Below are 19,503 nucleotides of genomic sequence, written 5' to 3'. Positions count from 1 at the left end.
CCTACCCTGTTGAAGGGCGGATACTACGTCCGGTGTGTTATTCAGTCAATACGCCTGAGGATTGGCGTGTCAGCCGCGTGCCGAGCTTGGCCCGGTGCCGGTGACCTTCTGCATCGCGGTCAGGATCGCGCCCGACTGTTCGGACCCGCTCTGCGGAGCCTTCAGGTTCGAGAAGTCGCTGATCTTGTCCCAGTTTTCGGCAAAGCCTTCGACCGTGCGCTGCTCTTCCGGCAGCCACACCGCGTCGTTCATCACGGTCCAGGCGCTGTGGAAACCGCCCGCACCCGCGCCGACGATGGCGTTGGTCGGCGCATCTTCGCTGACGAGGAAGAGCGCGGCGGGGACCACGTTCACCGGATCGAACAGTTCGAAGGCCTGCTCGGGGAACAGATCCTCGGTCATGCGCGTGCCCGCGACGGGGCTAAGCGTGTTGACCTTGATGTTGTACTTCGCGCCTTCGAGATAGAGCGTCTTGGTGAGGCCTGCGAGGCCCAGCTTGGCCGCGCCGTAATTGGCCTGGCCGAAATTGCCGAACAGGCCGGTGGAGCTCGCGGTCATCAGCACGCGGCCATAGGCCTGTTCGCGCATGGTTTCCCACGCCGCCTTGGTGGCGTTGGCGCTGCCCAGAAGGTGAACCTTCACCACGAAGTCGAAATCCGCCGGTTCCATCTTGGCGAAGCTCTTGTCGCGCAGCACGCCGGCATTGTTGATGAGGACGTGGACGCCTCCCCATTTCTGCTTGGCGTCGGCGATCATCTTTTCCATCTGATCGTATTCGGTGACCGATGCGCCGTTGGCGATCGCTTCGCCGCCCGCCTTTTCGATTTCTTCGACCACCTTGGCCGCCGCGTCGGACGTGCCGGTGCCGTCACGCGATCCGCCCAGATCGTTGACGACCACCTTGGCGCCGCGCTTGGCGAGTTCGAGCGCGTATTCGCGGCCCAAACCGCCGCCTGCGCCGGTGACGATGGCTACCTTGTCCTTGAAATCGATGCTCATGCGGCTCTCCGTTCTCGTTTACGTTAAGGTCAATCTGGGAAGCGGAATGCCATGTGCGCCGCCTGCTGGCAACAGGCCGCACGGCAGGGCGCGATGCCGTAGGGGCGGGACGAGCTTCGAGAGCGGATTTTTGCGCGAATCGCGCCTCAGAGCGCCTCGATCGCCGGGATCAGCTCGTCCATCTGATGGATCAGCGCATCCGCTTCGAAATCATCTTCGCTCAGATCGCAATAGCCGTAACAGGCGGCGATGAAGCGCACGTCCGCCGCACGCGCCGCATCGCGGTCGTAACTGCTGTCGCCGATATAGATCAGCGATCCGCCGCCGCAGCGGTCCCGCGCGGCCAGTATGGGATCGGGCAGCGGCTTGGCGCGATACTGTCCATCCTCGCCTTTGCCGAGGCTGTCGCCACCGATCACGCATTCGAAGCGATCGATAAGGTCCAGTTCCGTCAGGACGCCGCGCGCGAAATCCTCGAACTTGTTGGTGACGACGGCGAGGCGCGCCCCGCGTGTGGCCAGCCTATCGAGCGTTTCGATTACGCCCGGATAGGGACGGGTGTGGACCGCGTAATGATCTCCGTAATAGGCCAGCATCGCTTTGTAGAGGCGCTTGAACTCGTCTCTGTCGAGGCCGCCTTCCGCCTCGCTCTGGGCGTCCACCGCCTGGCTCAGCATCGCCTTCGCGCCGCCGCCGATCAGATCCTTCGCATTGTCGATCGGGACCGTCGCGAACCCGCCCAGCGTCAGCGCGTGATTGACTGCCGTGCCGAGATCGCGGTGGGTTTCGAGGAGAGTGCCGTCGAGGTCGAAGCACACGATGTCGAAGGGAAAATCGCTCATGGCGCGGATGGGTGCAGGATACGCCTTCAAACCGCAAGCTTGTCGTGGCAAGGCGCACAGCATGAGCCATCACGAATTCGCCGCCATCATCCTCGCCGCAGGCAAGGGCACGCGCATGAAGAGCGCGCTGCACAAGGTCCTCCATCCCATTGCCGGGCGCCCGATGCTCAAGCATCTCATGGCGAGCGTGGAGGCGCTGGGCCCGAAAAAGCAGGTCGTGGTGGTCGGCGCAGGGCGCGAGCAGGTCGAAGGCGCGCTGGGCGATACGGCGGAGACCTGCCTTCAGGAACCCCAGCTCGGCACCGGCCACGCGGTCCAGCAGGCGCAGGAGCGGCTGGCGGGTTTCAAGGGCGACGTGCTGGTCCTTTACGGCGATGTCCCCTTCGTGCGCGGCGAGACCATGCAGGCCATGCTCGATCGCCTCCATGCCGAGGATGCGCCGAAAGTCGTCGTGCTTGGATTCGAACCGGACGACGCGCTGGCCTATGGCCGCGTGATCGCCGACGATGCGGGCCGGATCGCGAAGATGGTCGAATTCAAGGATGCGAGCGAGGACGAGCGCAGCTGCCGTCTGTGCAATTCGGGCCTGATGGCGGCGCGGGCCGAGGATATGTTCGCGCTGCTCGACCGCGTCGGCAACGACAATGTGCAGGGCGAATACTACCTCCCCGACATCGTCAATATCGCGATATCGGACGGGGACGTTTGCGCCGCTGTCACCACAGCCGATCCGGGCGAGGTTGCCGGCATCAATTCGCGCGGCGAACTCGCCGCAGCCGAAGCGCTCTGGCAGGCGGAGCAGCGGGCGCACTGGATGGCCGAAGGCGTAACGCTGCGCGCGCCCGAGACCGTGTTCTTCAGCTGGGACACGCAATTGGGGCGCGACGTCACGATCGATCCCAATGTCGTGTTCGGCCCCGGCGTCACCGTGGCGGATGGCGCGCACATCAAGAGCTTCAGCCATCTCGAAGGCGCGAGCGTGGGGGAAAAGGCGCAAGTCGGCCCCTATGCCCGCCTGCGGCCGGGCGCGGTGATGGCGAAGGACAGCTTCGTCGGCAATTTCGTCGAGATGAAGAACGCCCACCTTGGCGAAGGCGCCAAGGCCAGCCACCTTACGTATCTCGGCGATGCGGAGGTGGGCGCGCGCGCCAATATCGGCGCGGGCACGATCACCTGCAATTACGACGGCTATTTCAAATATCGCACCGTGATCGGCGAAGGTGCCTTCATCGGATCGAACAGCGCACTGATCGCTCCGGTCAGGATCGGGCGGGACGCCATCGTGGCGGCAGGCAGCGCGGTGACGAGCGATGTGGCCGATGGCGACCTTCGCATGGTGCGCGGCGAGCAGATCGTGAAACCGGGTTGGGCCGACCGCTTCCACGACGCGATGCGCAAGAAGAAAGCCGCGAAAAAGGACTGACGCCGCCGGACCGCAAATCGGACGTCAGCGGCGGCGCCAGGCCTGGACGGTCCGTTCACCCAATTTCGCGCTTGCGAGGGGTTCGTAATCGCTTTGCAGCGCGTTGCGGACCAATTGCCCCGCCGTTGCGTTTTGTCGCGTCAACGGGTCGTTTGCAGTCACGATGACGGAAGGGTGCGTGGCGAGGACACGCGCGACCTCTCCTGACTGATCCACGCCGAGAGCATTCGTTTCGAGGGCGTTGTTCAAGTGATCGGGATAGACGAAGCGCGTCGCGATGCAGCTGTCGGTGGTGGTGTAGAGAACGCTCGGCCCGTCGAAAATCCACAGGCATTCGCTGTCGCGATCGACGAACGGCGCGATCGCCTGAGACAGATGCGCCACGCTCGCGCGCCGATCCGCACTCTTCCCCGCCTGATCGAGCCCGACATAGAACAGCGCATAAAAGCCAAACAGCATGAGGACCGAGACCCGTGCAAGCGGCGCCGGGGATGCGAACAGGGGCAGGGCCAGCACTATGGCCGCCGGCACCAGCGCGGCCAGATAATAGAGATAGACCGTACCTGGCAGGAAAACCGTCCCCACCAGACCGACAGCGAACAGCGCATAGCTGGCATAAAGCACGGAATCGCGGGGCGGCGCCAGCCGCACCGCCGCCCAAAGGCCGAGCAGGGCGGAGACGAGGATCGGTATCATGGCAATCGGCAGCTCGCCGCGCCAGCGCCCAGCGCCTTCGCGCAGGAAGAAGGAGCCGAAATTGGCCCACCAGAACGCCTCTCCTGCGCCCAAGGCCGCGAAGATCGCATAAGTCAGCACGGTGGGCGCAATCCCGATCGCGGCAAAGAAGAGGGCGCGTTTTGCGAGGTAGTCAGGTTGAACGCCTTGGCGATGGAAGCGCAGAAGAGCGAGCCCGCCCAGCGTCATGCAAACGGGGAGTGCCGTGTACTTCACCTGGAGAGCCAGCCCGCCGAGCAACATGGCCCATGCAGCTCGCCTAAAAGAAAGGTGCTCGCGATCGCTCGTCACGAGATAGAGCGCGCCCAGAAGAAGCGGCAGGAAGAACACCTCGCTCTGCCCGGCATGGCTCCCATAAAGCGGCAGCATCAGCGGGTAGGCGATCCCCGCCAGCAGCGCCCCCCAGCGATCGGCGAGCGGCCGGGCGAGCTCGTATATCGACAGGCTGCCCGCAAGGGTGAACGCCATCGCCAGCACTTGATACGCGACCGGTGACGGTCCGCCGACCGCGTGCGCCATGGCGAACAGCGCGAATAGCCCTGCGGGTTTGCGGTCCCACAGATCGGCATAGGGCAGCGCCCCGTCGAGCCAGCGTAGACCGATCAGCGAATAGAGCTGCTCGTCGTAATCCGCCGCTGGATCGCCCAGCCAAATCGCGCGTGTCGCGACGACGGCGAGCGCCAGCACCAAGGGCGCCAGCCAACGAGCCTCGCTCTTTATGCGATGGGTAGCAAGGGGAAGGGCTTGCGGCGCGGACATCGTCCGCCGCCATGCCCGATCATGGTTAAGGAGCGGTGTGCACCGCCCTTAGGACTGGATCAGCCCTCGACGTGTTCGGCCAGAACGGTCAGGCCCTTTTCGCCCACTTCGGCAAAGCCGCCGCGCACTTCTATGCTCTCGGGCGTGCCGCCTTCGGTCTTGTAGACCTGTACCGCGCCGTCGCGGATCGTCGACATGAAAGGCGCATGGCCTTCGAGCACGCCGAACTCGCCCTCGGTTCCGGGCACGACGACCATATGCACATCCTCCGAACGGACGAGCTTGGCGGGGGTCACGAGTTCGAAATGCAGTGCCATCTGTTCCTCACATCTCTCTCCCCATTAAGAGGAGAGACAACGCGACTTGCGAGCTTGCCCGCCAGTCGCAGTCGAGAGGGGCCAAGCGCGGCCCCTCTCTCTGAGTTTTCTCCCCGCGAATAGGGGGAGGGTTATCGCTTACGCGTCTTCCGCGAGCTTCTTGGCCTTTTCGACCGCCTGATCGATGCCGCCGACCATGTAGAAGGCGGCTTCGGGAAGGTGATCGTATTCACCGTCGACCACCGCCTTGAAGCTCTTCACCGTGTCTTCCAGCTGTACGAACTGGCCGGGAATGTTGGTGAACACTTCCGCGACGTGGAAGGGCTGGCTGAGGAACTTCTGGATCTTGCGCGCGCGCGCGACCGTCAGTTTGTCCTCTTCCGACAGCTCGTCCATGCCAAGAATGGCGATGATGTCCTGCAAGCTCTTATATTTCTGCAGCGTTTCCTGAACGCGGCGGGCCGTCTCGTAATGCTCCTGACCCACGACGCGCGGTTCGAGAACACGGCTGGTCGAATCGAGCGGATCGACCGCCGGATAGATGCCGAGTTCGGAAATCGCGCGGTTCAGCGTGGTGGTCGCGTCCAAGTGAGCGAAGGAGGTGGCGGGCGCCGGGTCGGTCAAATCGTCCGCGGGGACGTAAATCGCCTGCACCGAAGTGATCGAGCCCTTGTTCGTGGAGGTGATGCGCTCCTGAAGGTTGCCCATGTCGGTCGCCAGCGTCGGCTGATAGCCCACCGCCGAAGGAATACGGCCGAGCAGTGCCGAGACTTCCGAGCCCGCCTGCGTGAAGCGGAAGATGTTGTCGACGAAGAAGAGCACGTCCTGGCCTTCCTGATCGCGGAAATATTCCGCCATGGTCAGGCCCGACAGGGCGACGCGCGCGCGGGCGCCCGGCGGCTCGTTCATCTGGCCGAAGACCAGCGCCACCTTGGAACCCTCCGAGATCGCGTTCCCGTCCGCGTCCTTGGCGATGACGCCCGCGTCGAGGAATTCGTGATAGAGATCGTTACCCTCGCGGGTGCGCTCGCCCACGCCCGCGAACACGGACACGCCGCCATGGCCCTTGGCGATGTTGTTGATCAACTCCTGGATCAGAACGGTCTTGCCGACGCCTGCGCCGCCGAACAGGCCGATCTTACCGCCCTTGGCATAGGGAGCGAGAAGGTCGATGACCTTGATGCCGGTGACGAGAATGGCCGCTTCGGTCGACTGGTCGACGAACAGCGGAGCTTCGGCGTGGATCGGAGCGGTTTGATCGGCGCCGATGGGGCCGCGCTCGTCGATTGCTTCGCCGACCACGTTCATGATGCGGCCCAGCGTCTTCGGGCCGACCGGAACGCTGATCTGCGCGCCGGTGTTGATGACCTCCTGCCCGCGCACGAGCCCGTCGGTGCCGTCCATCGCGATGGTGCGCACGGTGTTTTCGCCGAGATGCTGGGCGACTTCGAGAACCAGCGTGTTGGAGCCGTTCTTCGTTTCGAGCGCGGTCAGGATCGGCGGCAGTTCGCTTTCGAAAGCGACGTCGACGACGGCGCCGATGACCTGGGAAATCGTGCCGTTAGGCGACTGGTTGAGTACGGGTGCGGTGGCCATGATGTCTATCCTGACTTGGTCCTGAAATGCTTGAACGGGGCGCGTCAGCCGACGCAGACATTGTCCGGTTCTGCGAAGACCCAGTCGCCGTCGCCGGCGGTAAGGGTCGCGGAATTGCGGAGATACTCGTCTTCGCCGAGGCCGAACTCGCAGATCACGTCTTCCGAGCCGAGCCCGGCGCGCTTGCACACTGCGGTGTTGACGGCTTCTTCCTCGGGGCAGGCTTCGGCGTATTTCGCAGTGAAGAGAGCCTGATCGGGCGCGGGCAGCGAAGGGGCCGCCTCTGCAACCGGCGCAGCGGCTTCGTCAACCGGCTGCGGCGCGGGCTCTTCACCACAGGCGGCGAGGAGGGCGAGGGGAAGAAGCAGAGCGAACTTTTTCACAGGTATCAAATCCTAGGGAAACGGGTGAGGGGGGAAAGGTCGCTTATTCGACCGTACAATCTTCAGGGATATCGACGAGAGCGTATCCATCACCGCGAGCGGCAATGATCGATTGCCGCTCCGTTTCAGGCGTATCGCCATCGAGCGTGTAACGGCAGGTGAACGAGGTGCCATCGGCTTCGGCAGTGCATTGCGCTTCGACGACTTCGGGCGCTTCCTGGCACTGTGCGAGCGCCAGCTGGACTTCCGCAATGCTGGGCACATTGCCATCCGCACCGACGACCTGCGCGGCAGGATCGGTCTCACCGAGATCGTCGAGTGTTCCGGTCGCATAAGCCTCCACCGGTTCATCCTCGACCGGCTCGGCGCAGGCCGACAAACCGCACGCCGCGAAAGCGAGCGCTGCGGCGCCGCGGGCAAGCGAGGCGCGGATCGCGATCACAGCGCTTCCGCCCCGGCGATGATTTCGATCAATTCGGTCGTGATCGCGGCCTGGCGGCTGCGGTTGTACTGGATGGTCAGATCCTTGATCAGGTCGCCCGCGTTGCGTGTCGCGTTGTCCATCGCGGTCATCGAGGCACCCTGTTCGCTCGCCTCGCGCTCGAGCAGCGCGCCGAACAGCTGCGTCTTGACGTAACGGGGCAGCAATTCCTCGAGAATGCCTTCCTCGTCCGGCTCGTATTCGACCACGGCATCGCCGGATTTCGGCGCGTCGCTCTCGATCGAGGGGACGGGGATCAGCTGGTCGACCGTCGGATCCTGCACCAGAGCGCTCTGGAACACCGGATAGACGAGGTGCGCGACGTCGAATTCGCCCTTCTCGAACCGTTCGATCAGATCGTCGGCGATCGCTTCGGCTTCGTCGAAACCGGGGGTGCGGACCTCGGACGTGTCGAAATGCTTTTCGATCCGGTCGGCATAGTCGCGCTTGATCGGCGCGCGGCCCTTCTTGCCGACGAGGTAGAACTGCACGTCCTTGCCTTCGTTGAGAAGCGCGCGCGCCTTGACCTTGGCTGCCTTGACGATGTTGGCATTGAGACCGCCGCACAACCCCTTGTCGGTATTGACCACGACCAGCAAATGACGCTTGTCCATGCCCGTGCCTGCGAGCAGGCGCGGGGCGGAACCGCCCGAAATGCGGGAGGCGAGGCTGGCCATGACGCCTGCCAGCCGCTCCGAATACGGACGCGCCGCTTCGGCCGCAGCCTGCGCACGACGCAGCTTGGCCGCTGCGACCATCTGCTTGGCCTTGGTGATCTTCTGGGTCGACTTGACCGAGTTGATCCGGCCCTTGAGTTCCTTGAGGCTTGCCATGTCCTGAGTTCAGCCTTCCAGCGCTTTTACTTCCACGAGTTCCGGCGCGGATTGCAGCCAGTTCTCATATTTGGCGAAAACGTCTTTCGTATAATCCTGAGCATGGTGGAAATCGAAAGCATCGCGATCCGCCCACTCTTCGAAAATCATGATCGTGCTCGAACCGTCAGCTGCACGGCGCGGTTCGAACGCGATGCACCCTTCTTCGCCACGAGTCGCGGGAACGATGGCAGCCACGGCGTTGCACGCGGCGTCCATGTGTTCCTTTTTGACCGGGATCGTGGCGAAGACGGTATAACTCATTCGGCGATCAGGCGAACTGCTTAGCGAAGGTGTCGAGCGCGCTCACCACCTTGTTCTTCGTGTCGTCTTCGAACTTACCGGTGGTGCGGATCGTTTCCAGCACGTCGGCATGTTCGCTGCGCATATAGCTCAGCATGGCGGCTTCGTATTCGGTCACGCGGTTGGTCTCGATTGTGTCGAGATAGCCATTGGTGCCCGCATAGATCGAAACGACCTGTTCTTCCACCGGCATGGGCGAGAACTGGCGCTGCTTGAGCAGCTCGGTCAGGCGCGCACCGCGGTTGAGCAGCTTCTGCGTTGCGGCGTCGAGGTCCGAACCGAACTGCGCGAAGGCCGCCATTTCGCGGTACTGCGCAAGGTCGAGCTTCATCGAGCCGGCGACCTTCTTCATCGCCTTGGTCTGCGCGGCACCGCCGACGCGGCTGACCGACAGGCCGACGTTGATGGCCGGGCGGATACCCTGATAGAACAGGTCCGTTTCGAGGAAGATCTGCCCGTCCGTGATCGAGATCACATTGGTGGGAATATAGGCCGAAACGTCACCCGCCTGCGTTTCGATGATCGGCAGCGCGGTCAGCGAGCCACCGCCTTCGCTTTCGTTCATCTTGGCCGCACGCTCGAGCAGGCGGCTGTGAAGATAGAAAACGTCGCCCGGATAGGCTTCGCGGCCCGGCGGGCGGCGCAGCAGCAGCGACATCTGGCGATAGGCGACTGCCTGCTTGGAAAGGTCGTCATACACGATCACGGCGTGCATGCCGTTGTCACGGAAGAATTCGCCCATCGCGGCGCCGGTATAGGGCGCGAGATACTGAAGCGGGGCGGGCTCCGACGCGGTCGCGGCAACCACGATCGTATAGTCCATCGCGCCGTTTTCTTCGAGGCTCTTCACGATCTGCGCGACCGTCGAACGCTTCTGACCGACGGCGACATAGATGCAGTAGAGCTTCTTCTTCTCGTCGTCCGACTGGTTGTTTTCGCGCTGGTTGATGAAGGTATCGATCGCCACCGCGCTCTTGCCGGTCTGACGGTCGCCGATGATCAGCTCGCGCTGGCCACGGCCGACGGGAACGAGTGCGTCGATCGCCTTGAGGCCCGACTGAACGGGTTCCGAAACCGATTCGCGCGGGATGATGCCCGGCGCCTTCTGTTCGACGAGGCGACGTTCGGTCGTCGCGATCGGGCCCTTGCCGTCGATCGGGTTGCCGAGCGCGTCCACCACACGGCCGAGCAGGGCCTTGCCCACCGGCACGTCGACGATGGTCTGCGTGCGCTTAACGCTGTCGCCTTCCTTGATGTCGTTGTCCGACCCGAAGATCACCGCGCCGACATTGTCGGCTTCCAGGTTCAGGGCCATGCCCTGCACACCATTGGCGAATTCGATCATCTCGCCAGCCTGTACCTTGTCGAGGCCGTGGATGCGGGCGATCCCGTCACCCACCGACAGCACGGTGCCCACTTCGCTGACTTCGGCTTCGGTGCCGAAATTGGCGATCTGGTCCTTGATGACCTTGGAGATTTCTGCGGCGCGGATATCCATGATGTAAGTCCTTTAGGCCTTCATTGCCTGGGAAAGCGAATTGAGACGGGTGCGGATCGAGCCGTCGATCCGCTTCGATCCGATGGTGACGACAAGGCCGCCGAGCAGGTCGGGGTCAACCTTGGTCGTAAGCTTGACGGTGCGACCCTCGCGAGCGGTCAGCTTGGCCTTCAACTGGTCGAGCTGTGTATCGGTAAGAGCGTGCGCGCTGGCGACTTCGGCGCTGACTTCGCCGCGCTGTGCGGCGGCGATGGCGCGGAACGACCGGATGATGGCGGGCAGTTTCGACAGGCGGCGGTTCTGCGCCAGCGTGCCGAGGAAATTCTGAGTCAGTTCCGACAGGCCCATGATCGCGGACACGCCCCACAGCGCCTTGTTCGCAGCATCGCGCGATACCTTGGGACTTGTGGTCAGCAGAGCGAGTTCGGACGATTCGGAAAGGCCGGCCTCGATCTTGTCGAGATCCGATTCGACCGCAGTCACGGTCCCGCTCTCGCTCGCCAGATCGAACAGGGCGGACGCATAGCGCCCTGCAAGGCTTGCCTGTATACCGGCGGAAGTCTCCACGCGCTCTCGTCCTCTCGGGTGACGGAAAAAATACCGATGCGAAACGCCGGCCGTGTCGAGTGGGCTATTGCCTCTCCGGCCAGGCTGGCGCGCGACTAGCACCGGGTCTGCAAATTGGCAACCGGCTGTCCTTCGCGAATGCAGTCGCCCGGCTTTTATCGCATCCCGCAATCGGGTACATTCCCATGAATATAGGGAGAGAGGCCATGTCCACCGTCCTGCGAAGCGAACCGTTGGCGCCTGAATGCGGCGTGACCGTCCACGATGTCCAGTTGGCCGAAGCGGAGGGCGAAACGCTCGATGCGATTCGGCAAGCGGTGTTCGAACATGGTGTGGCGGTGTTTCGCGGCCAGTCTCTCTCGCCCGAACAGCACATCGATCTGGCGAAGCGCTGGGGCGGGATCGACATCAACAATTATTTCCCGCTTACGGACACTCATCCCGAAATCGCGGTGGTGCGAAAGGCTGCCGAACAGCAGACCAATATGGCGGTGCCTGGCACACCGATCACAGCTACGATCAGGTTCCGGCCATGGGATCGATCCTGGTCGCGCGCACGCTTCCGCCGAAAGGAGGCGACACACTGTTCGCCCATATGGGCGCGGCCTACGATGCGCTGGACGAGGATACCAAGCGCGAGATCGAAGACTTGGAAGCGTTCCACACCGCAGACCATGTCTACAAGGAGGGCGGAATTTATGCCCGGACCGATATCGGCGGTGAGTTACGCGGCCAGGATCTTCAGACCGGCGCGACTCACCCGGTCGTGGTGCGCCATCCCCGGACCGGGCGAAAGCTGCTCTACGTCAATCCGTCCTTCACCGTCACCATCGCCGGGCGCAGCCGCGAAGACAGTCTCCCGCTGCTGGAACGTCTCTTCGCCGAAGCGCGCAATCCGGACCACCACGCGCGCGTCGTGTGGGAGCCGGGCACGGTCGCGATCTGGGACAATCGCACCACCTGGCACAATGCGCTGAACGATTATCAAGGCCACGCGCGCGAAATGCACCGCATCACTCTGACGGGCGAAAAGCTGGCGGCGTGATCCGCACTCAGTCGGTGACCGCCTCGCATTCATAGACCAGCCGTTCGTTTGGGCTGGAGGGCAGGGCGGCGAGCACGCCGCTTTGCATTTCGCCGAGCGTGGTCGCCGCGTCGTCCGCCTCGCAGCTCGGGGCATTGTATTCGCCGCGTGCGGAGCGGGCGGCGGCCATGGCGTCGCGCGCGAGGAGATAGCGCTCGGTCCGGAAAATGCCGCGCTCGGGATCGAAGCTATTCACCGCCACCGCCATCTCGTCGTTCGGCACAAGCGCGCGCGACCATGTTCCGCCTGATCTGCCGTACTGGGTCCGACCGTTGACGCAGCCTTCGGGCGACCAATCGAAGCGCACTTCGCCGGTCTGGGCGTTGGTCACGCGGCTGCGCTGCGTGTCGAGACGGCACACGAAGCTGCGCGCTTCGGGCGATGCCGTGCCGCCTTTCGTTGGATTGCCGGAGTCGCGGTCCTGCATGACATTGGCGACGCGCCGGTCGATCTCGTCGATCCCCGGCCGGGTGAGATGGACGAGAAGGGCGATAACGATCGCGCCGATGCCGAAGGCCAACGCCACGCGGTTGCGAACTGGCCAGCCGCTGGGAGTCGGCTCATCTTCGTCGGGCTGGGGCGGGCGGCGCTTTTCGAACGCCCACCAGATCGCGCCCGCGCCGATCAGCAGCAGCACCATGCTCGCCAGCATCCGGTCGTCGCGCTCGTCGCGCACCTGCATTTCCGCCTCTAAGCGCGCGCGATCCAATCGTTCGCGCTGTTCCTCGCCGCGCGCCGCCATGTCCTGGCGCGCCGCCGCCTGTTCGCGTTCCAGCCGGTCACGCTCCTCGTCTTCCAGATCGGCGAGGCTGCGGCAGGCGGTGTCGTTGGTGCGGGCGGTGACGTCGTGGGCGCGCAGAAACGGGATCAGCTCGCGGTTCGAGACCGCGAAGAAGAATTCCGCGTCCGATCCGCCCGAATCTGCGCCGAAGCTGTTGACGCCGAGCACGCGCCCGCATCCGTCGAGCAGCGGACCGCCCGAATTGCCGCGCGCGATGGGGGCGGTGTGCAGCACGGTGTCGAAATTCCGGCTCGGGCGCATTCCGGCAAGGAAGCCGCGGCTTTTCACCGGCGGCTGGCTCTTGAAGATGTCGCCGATCTCCAGTCCCTGCGCCCGGTCGACATTCATCGGATAACCGACCGCGAAAGCCTCGCCGCTGTCCGAAACCGTCCCGCCCGCCAGCGTCAGCGGCGGCAGGCGTAGCCCGCTGGTGATGCGTAGCAGCGCAAGGTCGCTGCGCGGATCGACCGCCACGATTTTTGCATAGCCCGCGTCCGCCCCGTCCGAGGGGACGATCCCGATGCGCAGGCGATCGTCCATCATCGCATCGCGCACGACATGGGCGTTGGTCACGATCCGGTCCGGCGCAACCGCCCAGCCGGTGCCGTGACCGATGGGATAGACCTCTTCGCCGTCGGGCGTATCCTCAATGCCGATGATCACCACGCGCACCACGCCGCGCGCCGCCGCGTCGATATCGGCGGGTTCTGCGTGGAGAGGCGATTGGAGCATCGCGACCAGCGCGGCCAGACCGAAAAGCAGGGCGAGAAAGCGGGCCATCGCCGCAGCCTCTACCGCGCGGCGGACATTGACCGCAAGCTTCGGGATGCGCGGTTCGGCGGAGCGCGCTATCGCCCCGTCTCATGGCGAGCGAAACGATTCCCCTGACCGACGACGAGTGCTGGCGGATCGCGCTGGCGAAGGATCGCGCCTATGACGGGCACTTCGTGACCGGCGTGCATTCGACGGGCATTTACTGCCGCCCATCCTGCCCGGCGCGGGCGCCGAAGCGCGAGAATGTCCGCTTCTATTCCTCCCCTCCCGAAGCCGAGGCGGCAGGCCTTCGCGCCTGCAAACGGTGCGCGCCAGACCAGATCAGCCGCGAGGATAGGGCGTTGCGTGCCGCGATCGCGGAGATCAAGGCCGCAGCGCAGGCTGGCGATACCACGCCCTCGCTCGGCGAGCTTGCACAACGGGTCGACTACTCGCCCGCGCATTTTCAGCGGCTGTTTTCGCGGGCCACCGGACTGTCTCCTGCCGCCTATGCACGCGCCCTTCGCGCAGAGCGGGCATGCAGCGCGCTGGGCCGGGCGGACAGCGTGACGGACGCGATCTACGATGCGGGGTATAAGGCGCCGAGCCGTTTCTACGCCGATACGGAAGGACGATTGGGCATGGCTGCAAGCGATTGGCGGCACGGTGGACGGGGTGTGCGCATAGCCTGGAGCGTGGTCGAAACGAGCCTGGGAGCGATGCTGGTCGCCGCGACCGACAAAGGCGTGTGCTGCCTCGCTTTCGGGGAGGGTGAAGCCGATCTGCGCGCTCGCTTTCCCGAGGCCGACCTCGTCGCGGCTGGAGACGATTTCCGCGCCCTGTTCGCGCGCGTCGCTCAAGCGGTCGAACGCCCGGGCACCGGCGCGGACATACCGCTCGACGTGAAGGGCACTGCGTTCCAGCAGCGCGTCTGGCAGGCGCTGCGCGAAATTCCGGCGGGCGAGACCCGCAGCTATGGCGAACTGGCCGCCGCGCTCGGCAACCCCAAGGCCAGCCGCGCGGTCGGCGGCGCGAACGGAGCGAACCATGTCGCAGTTCTGATCCCGTGCCACCGCGTGATTGCGGCGGATGGCGGGCTGGGTGGCTATGCCTATGGGACCGAGATCAAGGCGGAATTGCTCAAGCGGGAAAGGCCCGATCGGGCCTGAGCTTCGCTTGCGCGTGGTCAATCGTATCGAGCATTTTACGCGCGTCTCAGGTCGTCGAGAGGCGTCGCAACAGCGCGGTCGAACCGTATCGATAGATCGGGGCGAGCAATTCGCTAGGGATCATCCCGAACGGACGCTCGCCCCTGATATGGCAATCAATCGCTGCCGATGAAGATCGCCTTGGCGTTGGCGAATTCCTTGACACCGAAGCCGCCATGTTCGCGGCCGTAGCCCGAATCCTTCACGCCTCCGAAGGGCATGGACGGATCCGCGACGCCATAGGTGTTGATATAGACCATGCCGGTGTCGAAATGCTTCGACGCGAGTTCGATCGCGCGTTCGGTGTCGCCACACAGGATACCGCCGCCAAGGCCATAGCGGCTGTCATTGGCGATACGCATCGCGTCCTCGTCGTCCTTGGCGCGGATGACGCTGGCCACGGGGCCGAACAATTCGTCGTCATAGGCGGGCTGGCCGGGCTCGACATCGGTCAACACGGTGGCGGGATAGAAGGCGCCCGGACCGTCCGGCACCTTACCGCCACACGCGATCTTGGCGCCCTTCGAAACAGACTTTTCGACCTGTTCGTGCAGATCCTTGCGCTGATCGACCGAGGACATCGGGCCCATATCGGTACCTTCCTTGGTCGGATCGCCGGTCTCGACGCCTTCGAAGCGGGCGACGAATTTCTCGATGAAGGCATCGTAGACCTTGTCAGTAACGATGAAGCGCTTGCCGTTGATGCACGTCTGGCCGTTATTATAAAGGCGCGCCTGCGCGCAGACCTTGGTGGCGAGATCGAGATCGGCGTCTTCGAGCACCATGTAGGCATCGTTCGAGCCCAGCTCCATCACCGTCTTCTTGATGACCTTTGCGGCCTTTTCTGCCACGTGACGGCCCGCCCCATCCGAACCGGTCAGCGTCACGCCGCGCACCTTGTCGTGCGCGATGATCTCGTCCGAGGTATCGTGATCGATGACGAGCACGGTGAAGACATTGTCGGGAAGGCCGCCTTCCTTGAAGATCTTCTCCAGCATCAGCCCGCTGCCGACGCAGAGCGAGGAGTGCTTCAGCAGCACGCCATTGCCGACCATCAGGCTGGCGATGGCGTAGCGGACGACCTGATAGGACGGGAAGTTCCAGGGCTGGATGCCGTAGATGACGCCGATCGGCGAATAGGTGACGATGCCGCGCGCCGCGTTGTTAGGATCGCGCTTCTCGTCGGCCAGCTCGCTGGGCCCGGTCTTCGCGGTATAGTCGCAAATCCCGGCGCACAGTTCGACTTCGTCGCGGCTGTCGCCGATCAGCTTGCCGACCTCTGCGGTCATCAGCTGGGCCAGCTCTTCCTTGTTGTCGCGCAGGGCCTTGCCGATGCCCTTGATGATTTCGGCGCGCTCTTCGAGGCTGCGCGTCTTCCATTTCGTGAACGCCTCGTGGCAGGCATCGACCTTCTTGAAGGCTTCGTCCTTCGTCATCTGGGTATAGGTTTCGATGTCCTTGCCGGTGGCGGGGTTGACGGTTGTGACAGTGGCCATGAATGGGGTTCTTTCCTGTTGGAGTTACAGGACTAAGGGGCGAGAGGGCCGATCGGTTCCGTTTCGCAACCGGAATCGCGGCCGCCGGGCGACGGGTTGCAGCCTGCATAGGGCCACCCGTTCGACAGGCTTCGTCTCAGGCCGCTTGAGCTGGTCCGATCATTCCTCGCGCGCCCAGCCGCCGCCGGCCGGATCCAGCGTGGCGAGGAAGCTATCCGCGCTGTCGAGATATTCCTTCTTCCGGTCGTCATCCATCCGATCCCAGGTCGAATAGATCCGTCCGATGCGGTGATTGCTTTCCAGCCGGTCGCGATGGCGATCCATGAAATGCCAGTAGAGCGGATTGAACGGGCAGGCCCCTTCGCCGGTCTTTTTGCTAGGCGAAAAGGTACAGTTCGAACAATAGTTCGACATCTTGTTGATGTAATTCCCGCTCGCCGCATAGGGCTTGGACGCCAGCTTGCCCCCATCGGCATAGAGGATCATCGCCGCAACGTTGGGCAGCTCTACCCATTCATAGGCGTCGGCATAGACGACCAGATACCAGTCCTGCACTTCGCGCGGATTGATCCCCGCCAGCAGGGCGAAATTGCCGAGCACCATCAGCCGCTGAATATGATGCGCGTGGGCATTGTCGCGCGTCGACCGGATACAATCGGCAAGGCAGGCCATGTCGGTCTCGCCCGTCCAGTAGAATTCGGGCAGGCCGCGCTGGGCGTTGAGCGCGTTGGCCTTCTGCAGATGCGGCATCTGATGCCAGTAGAAACAGCGGACATATTCGCGCCATCCGATCAGTTGGCGGATGAAACCTTCGACGCTGTTGAGCGGCGCGTTTCCATCCTCATACGCTTTTTCGGCGCGCTGGCACAGTTCCAGAGGGTCGAGCAGGCCGAGATTGATGCTGGTCGACAGCATCGAGTGAAACAGATCGTCCTCGCCGCAGACCATCGCGTCCTGAAACGGACCGAATTTCTCGATCCGCTCGGCGAAGAAGGCATCGGCGGCTTTCTCGGCCTCGTCTCGCGTGACGGGCCAGCGGAACGTATCGAGATTGCCGAAATGGTCGGCAAAGCGATCCTCGACCAAATCGATGCAATCCTGCGTGATTTCGTCGGGTTCGAACTTGGGTCGTTCGGGCGCGGACAGGCCTTCCTTGGGCGGTTTCCTGTTCTCGCTGTCGTAATTCCATTCGCCGCCTTCGGGCTTGCCGTCCTCCTTCATCAGGAGCCCGGTCTTGCGGCGCATCTCTCGGTAGAAGAATTCCATGCGGAGGCTGTCGCGATCCTCGGCCCAGTCCTCGAATTCGGACTGCGAGCAGATGAAGCGATCGTCGCGCAGGATCTCGACCTCGCAGGCGAACTTGTCCGCCCATTGCTCCATATCCTCGCGCACGCGCCACTCGCCCGCTTCGACCACGCTGACGAGGCGCGGCTCGTGCCGCTCGATCGCGCGGGCGGTTTCGCCGGTGAAGCTGCCAGCATTGTCCTCGGCGTCCAGCTTCACGTAATCGACCGTCCAGCCGGCATCCTCCAGCTCGGCGGCGAAATGGCGCATGGCGGAAAAGATCAGGACGATCTTCTGCTTGTGATGCTTGACGTAGGTCGCCTCGTCCCAGACCTCCATCATCAGGACGACCGTATCGTCTTTGGTCCGCCCGCGCAGCGAAGCCAGGGTGCGGGTCAGCTGATCGCCGAGAATGGGAACGAGGACGGGGCCGGTGCTGTCAGATGCCATGCGCGCCTAACGGTTCATGGCCACAGGCGTTTCCGGACGGAAAATTACCCGGCCTTCGTACTCGCGCCGCTTTCCTCTTCATCCTCTTCGCTCTCGATCGCGATGGCGCCGACCGGGACGGGGCCGCCACCGGCCTTGGCCTGTTCCAACCGGGCGATCGCGTCCTTGGCCGAACGATTGTCGGAGTGGGGGTTGTTGGCGATGATCTTGAGCAGGGCGATCGCGGAATCGTAGTGACCCTCGGACGCGTAATGCATGGCGAGGGCGGATCGGAACTCGGTCGATTCAGGCCGGAAACCGAATGCGGTTTCCAGCGCCGGACCGACCATCGCGTCACGCTCGCCAGTCCGCTGGAAGGTCTGCGCATAAAGGTAAAGCGCCAGAGGATCGCGCGGGTCGAGCCGGTTCGCTGCAAGGAAGGACGCGCGTGCTTCTCCCCACAGGCTTTCGTCGGCCTCGTCGGCTTCTTCGCCATGATCGAACGGTTCGAGAAGGATGCGGCCGTTCAGGACATGCGCGCGCGCCAGATCGGGATCAATGGCAAGGGCACGATCAATCGATCCCTGCGCCGCGGTGAAGTCATAGGGCGGTTCCGCCTCGCCCTCGCTGCGATGCGCGAGGCGGTAGTCGAGTTCGGCAAGCTGCAGCCATGCGAGCGCCGAGTTACGTTCGGCGGCAAAGCGCACCAGTCGTTCGCGCACCTTCATCGGTTCGGGCGAGGCCAGCCGGTCGAGCGTCAATTCGACCAGTTCCGAAGCCTCGTCGTCCAGCGTGGTGACGGTTATGGCGTCGCGATAGGGGATCGACTTGTCCGATTTCGAATATCCCATCGATTTGCGCACATATCCGCGCAGCGATCGTTCGAGTTCGCCCAGATCGCCGAAATTCTTTTCTGCGGCGGCCAGATTGTCCATGCCCGAATTGATGTCGCGCAGATACCGCATGATCTGATTGCCACGCTCGTCCGGATCCGAATAGAGCATGTGGGTCAGCGCCCAAGCCCAGCCATAGAAAGCCGATGTCTCCGCTCCGTTCATTCCCGAATACGTGTCGGACAGCAGCCGTTCGATCGGAATGTTCGGACCGTTCTGGACCGAGTAGGCGCGATGATGGGCGGGAAATCCGAACGTCCAGTCGCCGTTCCGCTTGAACTCGGCGGTCGAGACGTACTCCGCAAACCCTTCCACGAACCAGGCGGGGGCCGGAATGGCGAAATTGTGGAACATGAAATGGTGTGCGTATTCGTGAAAGAGCACGCGCTTGCCGCTAAGATCGGTGCGATCGCCGCCAAATTCGCGATTGCCGACGGCAAAGGTCTGGCCAAGGCGCACGGAATAGAAGCCCGCCGCACCCTTGTGCAGCGCATCGACCGCGTTGGAATTCCTCAGCAGATAGATCGTCAGCTTGGCGGGATCATCCTTCGCCGGTCGGCTGAATATCATCCGCAGCAGCGCGTCGAATTTTTCGACCTCGTGCGTGAAATCTTCAAGCTGGCCCGCGCTTCCATCCGAATAGATGGTGAAGTGATGCGAATCGGCGCGATGCCACGTTTCTGCCGCAGAAACAGCATTTGCCCCTGCAACGCTCAAAAATACCGCGAGCATCGTAATGCTCTTGCGAAAAAGAACCGATTTCATTTCTGACCCCAACGTCCCGGTAGTCAATACAGACT

Annotated in this window: 17 protein-coding genes and 1 pseudogene; 3 read left to right on the top strand and 15 right to left on the bottom strand. The window is 63.5% G+C overall.

Annotation, left to right across the window (positions count from 1 at the left end):
- Window positions 1-69: 69 nt before the first annotated feature.
- Window positions 70-999: an SDR family NAD(P)-dependent oxidoreductase gene (locus A3736_RS01975; RefSeq protein ID WP_067678520.1), complete on the bottom strand. Its 930-nt coding sequence runs from the start codon at window positions 997-999 to the stop codon at window positions 70-72.
- A gap of 146 nt (window positions 1,000-1,145) precedes the next feature.
- The gene (locus A3736_RS01970; protein WP_067678517.1) at window positions 1,146-1,841 is read right to left on the bottom strand and encodes an HAD hydrolase-like protein; all 696 of its coding nucleotides are present in this window, start codon (window positions 1,839-1,841) and stop codon (window positions 1,146-1,148) included.
- A 61-nt stretch (window positions 1,842-1,902) separates the two neighbouring features.
- Here A3736_RS01970 and glmU point away from each other — a divergent pair, with 61 nt between their 5' ends.
- On the top strand, window positions 1,903-3,264 hold the full coding sequence (gene glmU, locus A3736_RS01965; RefSeq protein WP_067678609.1) for a bifunctional UDP-N-acetylglucosamine diphosphorylase/glucosamine-1-phosphate N-acetyltransferase GlmU: 1,362 nt from the start codon (window positions 1,903-1,905) through the stop codon (window positions 3,262-3,264).
- A 24-nt stretch (window positions 3,265-3,288) separates the two neighbouring features.
- Here the strand turns inward: glmU and A3736_RS01960 are convergent, their stop codons facing one another.
- The 9 genes from A3736_RS01960 to A3736_RS01920 form a co-directional block, all read right to left on the bottom strand.
- Complete coding sequence (locus tag A3736_RS01960) at window positions 3,289-4,758, bottom strand: glycosyltransferase family 39 protein (protein WP_067678514.1); 1,470 nt, start codon at window positions 4,756-4,758, stop codon at window positions 3,289-3,291.
- 59 nt (window positions 4,759-4,817) lie between these two features.
- Window positions 4,818-5,075, bottom strand: a complete 258-nt coding sequence (locus A3736_RS01955) for an ATP synthase F1 subunit epsilon (protein ID WP_067678511.1) — start codon at window positions 5,073-5,075, stop codon at window positions 4,818-4,820.
- 138 nt (window positions 5,076-5,213) lie between these two features.
- Window positions 5,214-6,671, bottom strand: a complete 1,458-nt coding sequence (atpD, locus tag A3736_RS01950) for a F0F1 ATP synthase subunit beta (RefSeq protein ID WP_067678508.1) — start codon at window positions 6,669-6,671, stop codon at window positions 5,214-5,216.
- A gap of 44 nt (window positions 6,672-6,715) precedes the next feature.
- On the bottom strand, window positions 6,716-7,054 hold the full coding sequence (locus tag A3736_RS01945) for a hypothetical protein (RefSeq protein WP_233999176.1): 339 nt from the start codon (window positions 7,052-7,054) through the stop codon (window positions 6,716-6,718).
- Between the two features lie 43 nt (window positions 7,055-7,097).
- Window positions 7,098-7,496: a hypothetical protein gene (locus A3736_RS01940; RefSeq protein WP_067678506.1), complete on the bottom strand. Its 399-nt coding sequence runs from the start codon at window positions 7,494-7,496 to the stop codon at window positions 7,098-7,100.
- Window positions 7,493-8,368 (bottom strand): F0F1 ATP synthase subunit gamma, encoded by an 876-nt coding sequence (locus tag A3736_RS01935; protein ID WP_067678502.1) that lies wholly within the window; start codon window positions 8,366-8,368, stop codon window positions 7,493-7,495. The genes A3736_RS01940 and A3736_RS01935 overlap by 4 nt, the downstream gene beginning before the upstream one ends.
- A 9-nt stretch (window positions 8,369-8,377) precedes the next feature.
- On the bottom strand, window positions 8,378-8,671 hold the full coding sequence (locus tag A3736_RS01930) for a putative quinol monooxygenase (protein WP_067678500.1): 294 nt from the start codon (window positions 8,669-8,671) through the stop codon (window positions 8,378-8,380).
- A 7-nt stretch (window positions 8,672-8,678) separates the two neighbouring features.
- The gene (atpA, locus tag A3736_RS01925) at window positions 8,679-10,208 is read right to left on the bottom strand and encodes a F0F1 ATP synthase subunit alpha (RefSeq protein ID WP_067678498.1); all 1,530 of its coding nucleotides are present in this window, start codon (window positions 10,206-10,208) and stop codon (window positions 8,679-8,681) included.
- Between the two features lie 12 nt (window positions 10,209-10,220).
- Window positions 10,221-10,775, bottom strand: coding sequence for a F0F1 ATP synthase subunit delta (locus A3736_RS01920; RefSeq protein WP_067678496.1), 555 nt, complete (start codon window positions 10,773-10,775; stop codon window positions 10,221-10,223).
- A 185-nt stretch (window positions 10,776-10,960) separates the two neighbouring features.
- On the opposite strand from A3736_RS01920, the pseudogene A3736_RS01915 reads away from it, so the two are divergent.
- A pseudogene (locus A3736_RS01915) lies at window positions 10,961-11,820 on the top strand (TauD/TfdA dioxygenase family protein).
- A gap of 7 nt (window positions 11,821-11,827) precedes the next feature.
- Here the strand turns inward: A3736_RS01915 and A3736_RS01910 are convergent.
- Window positions 11,828-13,420: a serine protease gene (locus A3736_RS01910; RefSeq protein ID WP_067678493.1), complete on the bottom strand. Its 1,593-nt coding sequence runs from the start codon at window positions 13,418-13,420 to the stop codon at window positions 11,828-11,830.
- Window positions 13,421-13,503: 83 nt separating this feature from the next.
- Between A3736_RS01910 and ada the strand changes: the two genes are divergently transcribed.
- Window positions 13,504-14,562, top strand: a complete 1,059-nt coding sequence (gene ada, locus A3736_RS01905; RefSeq protein WP_067678491.1) for a bifunctional DNA-binding transcriptional regulator/O6-methylguanine-DNA methyltransferase Ada — start codon at window positions 13,504-13,506, stop codon at window positions 14,560-14,562.
- A gap of 155 nt (window positions 14,563-14,717) precedes the next feature.
- Here the strand turns inward: ada and A3736_RS01900 are convergent, their stop codons facing one another.
- The 3 genes from A3736_RS01900 to A3736_RS01890 all read right to left on the bottom strand — a co-directional run bounded on the left by A3736_RS01900 (window position 14,718) and on the right by A3736_RS01890 (window position 19,435).
- Complete coding sequence (locus A3736_RS01900) at window positions 14,718-16,097, bottom strand: NAD-dependent succinate-semialdehyde dehydrogenase (RefSeq protein WP_067678489.1); 1,380 nt, start codon at window positions 16,095-16,097, stop codon at window positions 14,718-14,720.
- Window positions 16,098-16,256: 159 nt separating this feature from the next.
- Window positions 16,257-17,831, bottom strand: coding sequence for a cryptochrome/photolyase family protein (locus A3736_RS01895; RefSeq protein WP_067678486.1), 1,575 nt, complete (start codon window positions 17,829-17,831; stop codon window positions 16,257-16,259).
- Window positions 17,832-17,875: 44 nt separating this feature from the next.
- Complete coding sequence (locus A3736_RS01890; RefSeq protein ID WP_197465461.1) at window positions 17,876-19,435, bottom strand: hypothetical protein; 1,560 nt, start codon at window positions 19,433-19,435, stop codon at window positions 17,876-17,878.
- Between the last annotated feature and the right edge of the window lie 68 nt (window positions 19,436-19,503).

The organism is Erythrobacter sp. HI0063 (assembly GCF_001635685.1).
In the GTDB taxonomy this organism is placed as follows: Bacteria; Pseudomonadota; Alphaproteobacteria; order Sphingomonadales; family Sphingomonadaceae; genus Qipengyuania.
The sequence above is the reverse complement of the archived record's forward strand: the minus strand, read 5'-3'. Positions and strand labels throughout refer to the sequence as shown.